The organism is Mesorhizobium sp. M5C.F.Ca.IN.020.29.1.1, assembly GCF_003997375.1.
Taxonomy (GTDB): domain Bacteria; phylum Pseudomonadota; class Alphaproteobacteria; order Rhizobiales; family Rhizobiaceae; genus Mesorhizobium; species Mesorhizobium wenxiniae.
Genome location: NZ_RZSW01000576.1, coordinates 1 through 3,827 on the forward strand (window position 1 = coordinate 1; position 3,827 = coordinate 3,827).

At 60.1% G+C, this 3,827-nt stretch carries 3 protein-coding genes and 1 pseudogene; all 4 read right to left on the minus strand.

Annotated elements, in window-relative coordinates; genetic code table 11:
- Positions 1–124: pseudogene (locus tag EOA85_RS29935) on the minus strand (microcin ABC transporter permease); the annotation flags it as partial.
- The gene (locus tag EOA85_RS29940) at positions 124–417 is read right to left on the minus strand and encodes a hypothetical protein (RefSeq protein ID WP_127212152.1); all 294 of its coding nucleotides are present in this window, start codon (positions 415–417) and stop codon (positions 124–126) included. The gene EOA85_RS29940 and the pseudogene EOA85_RS29935, both read right to left, overlap by 1 nt.
- A complete protein-coding gene (locus tag EOA85_RS29945; RefSeq protein WP_127212153.1) occupies positions 404–2,290 on the minus strand; it encodes an extracellular solute-binding protein in 1,887 nt (628 codons plus the stop codon). The genes EOA85_RS29940 and EOA85_RS29945 overlap by 14 nt, the downstream gene beginning before the upstream one ends.
- Positions 2,290–3,827: extracellular solute-binding protein (locus EOA85_RS29950; protein ID WP_164759972.1), on the minus strand; the 1,538-nt coding region annotated here is incomplete at its 5' end. The genes EOA85_RS29945 and EOA85_RS29950, both read right to left, overlap by 1 nt.

The following is a 3,827-nucleotide window of genomic DNA, read 5'->3' on the forward strand; positions in this document are numbered from 1 at the left end:
GCCTGGCGATGACCTGCTCGACCGGCCCGCCCGGCGCGAACTGGATGACGGCGAAGGACACCGCCATGATGCCGAACAGGGTCGGGATCATCAGGAGGATGCGGCGCAGGATATAGGCGCCCATCAGATGTTGTCTTCCTTGAGGGAGACCATTGTCTCTGGAGATGCCGCCAAGGCAATCGCCTCGAACCAATTTTCGACACTGGCGCCGCCCCCCATTGTCCGGCCGGACATTTCTCCCCGTATAGTGACGGGGAGAAAGGGGCTGGCCGCAATCTCGGCGCTTTTATTGCCCCGCTTGTGATTGGCGAAACCCTCGATGGAAGCGCCCCTCTCCCCGTCGCTATACGGGGAGAGGATGCCGGCAGGCAGGTGAGGGGCGGCGCCAACGCCCCCAAGAAATTTAGGCTTTGCCAATCTTTGCCGCCTTGTCCTTGTCGAACCACCACAGCGCCTCGACCGGAAAGCCGAAATCAGGCTTCTGCTTGGGAAAGCCGAACATGTCCCAATAGGCTACTCGGTGATTCGCGAGATAATATGTTGGAATCCAGTCTAGCCGCGCGCGCAAGACCCGATCGAGTGCTTTGAGCGCCGTGACCAGTTCGATCCGGCTTTGCGCCTTGCCGGCTGCCTCGATCAGCGCATCGATGGCCTTGCTTTCCGTACCGGGATAGTTGCGCATTCCCGGCGTTTTCGCCATCCGGGAATCATAGAGTATCTCCAGGCCGTCGGCAGTCGGCGTCGCCCCGATCAACCACGCGAGCAGGGTGAAATCGAAGTCGAAATTGCTCTGCCGCTGTTCATACTGCGTCGAATCGACCTGCCGGATCGAAGCGTCGATGCCGATCGTTTTCATGTTCTCGGCCCACGGCGAGAAAAGCCGAACGATGCCATCGTCCTCGGCCAACATTTCCACCCGCAGCCGCTCGCCCTTTTCATTGACGACGAAATTGCCCGCCCGCTTCCAGCCGGCTTCGGCAAGCAGTCTCGAGGCCGCGCGCAGCAGCTTACGGTCGTGGCCCGAACCGTCGGAGACAGGCTGCATCACCGCTTCGCCAAAGGTTTCCGGCGGCAGCTCGGCTCGAAACGGCTCCAACAGGGCCAATTCCTCGGCCGAGGGCAGGCCCTCGGCCTTGTAATCCGACCGTTCGAAGTTCGATTGCGAGCGCTCGTAGGCGCCGTAGAACAAAACCCGCCTGGTCCATTCGAAATCGAAGCAATTGGCAATCGCTCGTCTGACGCGCACATCGCGGAATTGCGCACGGCGCTGGTTCAGCGCGACAGCCTGCATGGATGGCGTTTTCTCGCCGGGAAATTCGCGTTTGACGACCCTGCCGTCCTTCAGCGCCGGGAAGTCGTAACCGGTCGCCCATACCCGCGAGGTAAATTCCTCGCGAAAATGCGTGTCCCCCTTTTTCAAGGCTTCAAACGCTGCCTGGCGATTGATGTAAAAATCGATACGGATGCGGTCGAAATTATAGAGGCCGCGGTTCACGGCCAGATCCCTGCCCCAATAGTCGGCGACGCGTTCATATTCGACAGTCTGCCCGGCGGCCACGCGCCCTATTTTGTATGGGCCGGAACTGAGCGGCGGTTTCATCGTCGAGGCATCGAATTCGTTGACCGTATAGAAGGCCTTGGACACGATCGGCATTGCCACGATCGCGAGGATATTTTGCGCCGACTGTTTGCCGTTGAAGGTGAGGTCGACGGTAACCGGATCGACCGCGACCGCTTCCGTCATATGCCGCAACACCTGGGAGAGGTTCGGGTGGCCCTTGTCCTTGTAAACCTTCAATGCGAAGGCGACGTCCTCCGCCGTCAGTGGCGAGCCGTCGTGGAAGCGCGCTTGCGGTCGCAGGTTGAAGCGGAAGCCATTGCGGTCCGGCGATAAGGTGACGGACTCGGCAAGCCGGCCATAGACCGCATCCGGCTCATCGAGTGCGCTTGCCATCAGCGAATCGAAACAGAGTTCGGTGCGCGGCGGCGATTCCCCCCTCAACACCAGGGAATTCAGCGTGTTGAACGTCAGGAAGCTCTGATTGAAGGTGGAGTTCGGCGGTGCGAAATTCATCTGGCCGCCCTTGGGCGCGTCCGGATTGACATAGTCGAAATGCGTGAAATCGGGAGGATATTTGAGGTCGCCGAAGGCTGACAGGCCATGCAGCTTTACGCCGGTCGGGATGGCGGCGAATGCCCGGCCGGGCAGCAAAGCTGCCGCCGTGGCCGCGGCTCCGAGGGCCAGAAAGTCGCGGCGGGCCAGAGAGTTGCGGCAGGGGAGCGCCGCCATCAATTGCCACTCTTGTATTTTGCCGCCAGCGCCTTTTCCTTGTCCGGATCGATCCACCAGGAATTCTGGTCGACGCCGCTATAAGCCGGTTGCTTCTCCGGGATGCCGAATTTGTTCCAGTAGGCGATACGAATTTTTCCCAAGTGCCACTGTGGGATCATGTAGTAGTTCCAGAGCAGCACCCGGTCTAGTGCGCGGGTGGCCGCTATGAGATCGTCCCGATCGGTGGCAAAGATCACTCGGTCGATGAGGGCGTCGACGATCGGGTTCTTGATCCCTGCCAAATTGCGTGACCCGGATGTATCGGCTGCAGTGGAGCTGAAGAAATCCCGCTGTTCGTTACCCGGCGAATTGGATTGCTGGAAGCCGGCAACCGCCAGCATATCGAAATCGAAGGCGCGGGTCCGGTTCGTGTACTGGCTGTCGTCAACTATGCGCAGCGTGGCATCGATGCCGAGACGTCTGAGATTGTCAATCAAGGGCCCGGCGACGCGTTCGTCTACGGGGTCGTTGCCGAGAAATTCGATCCTGAACGGTTCGCCGGTCTTTTCGTTGACGAGCTTGCCGCCGCGATTGACCCAACCCGCTTGCTTGAAGAGGTCATAGGCCTTCCGAAGATTTTCACGCCCCGACTGCGGCGTGGTGTAGACCGGCAGCTTAAACTCCTGGGTGAACAATTCGGGCGGCAGCTTGTCGCGATATTGCTGCAGGATTTCCAGCTCCTTGCCCTGCGGCAGACCGCTTGAGGCTAAATCGCCACCTTCGAAATAACTGTCCGTGCGCGTATAGGCGCCGAAGAAGATGGTGCGGTTCATGCTCTCGAAATCATAGGCGTAGGTCAGAGCCTGGCGCACGCGCACGTCCTGAAAGAGCGGCCGGCGCGTGTTCATCACGTAGGCCTGCATGGGTTCCGGCGAGGTTGTGGGATATTCCGCTTTTATGACGTACCCCGCTTTGATGGCGGGAAAGGTGTACTCGACTGCCCATCTCTGGGCCCGTGACTCAACGCGAAAATCCTCAAAGCCGCCCTTGGTGAAGGCCTGCCAAGAGGCATTGTCGTCGAGAAAGTAGCTGAAACGCTGCCTGTCGAAATTCTCTCGCCCGATCTTCACCGGCAGCTTGCCACCCCAGTAGTCCGGCACGCGCTGCCAGACGATCTCAGTGCCAGGCTTGAAGGTGGCGATCTTGTAGGCGGCCGAGCCGAGCGGCGGCTCCTGCGTCGGCCTGGTGATATCGCGCTTCTTGCCGTTGGCGTCGGTGCCTTCCCACCAGTGCTTCGGCAGCACCACCAGATCGCCGAGGATCTTCGGCAGCTCCCGATTGCCCTTCTGGTCGAAATGGAACTCGACCTCGCGGTCCGAGATCGCGACGGCATCGGTTACGTTCTCGAAATAGCGGCTGTACATCGGGCTGTTGGCCTTCAGCACCTGAAACGACCAGATCACGTCGTCGGTGGTGATCGGCTTGCCGTCGTGCCACTTGGCCCGCGGATCGAGACGGTAGGTCGCCGAGGAATAGTCGTCCGGATGTTTGTAGG

Coding starts and splice junctions, on each gene's coding strand:
- EOA85_RS29945 (WP_127212153.1), bottom strand. CDS start 2,290: ATGGCGGCGCTCCCCTGCCGCAACTCTCTGGCCCGCCGCGACTTTCTG.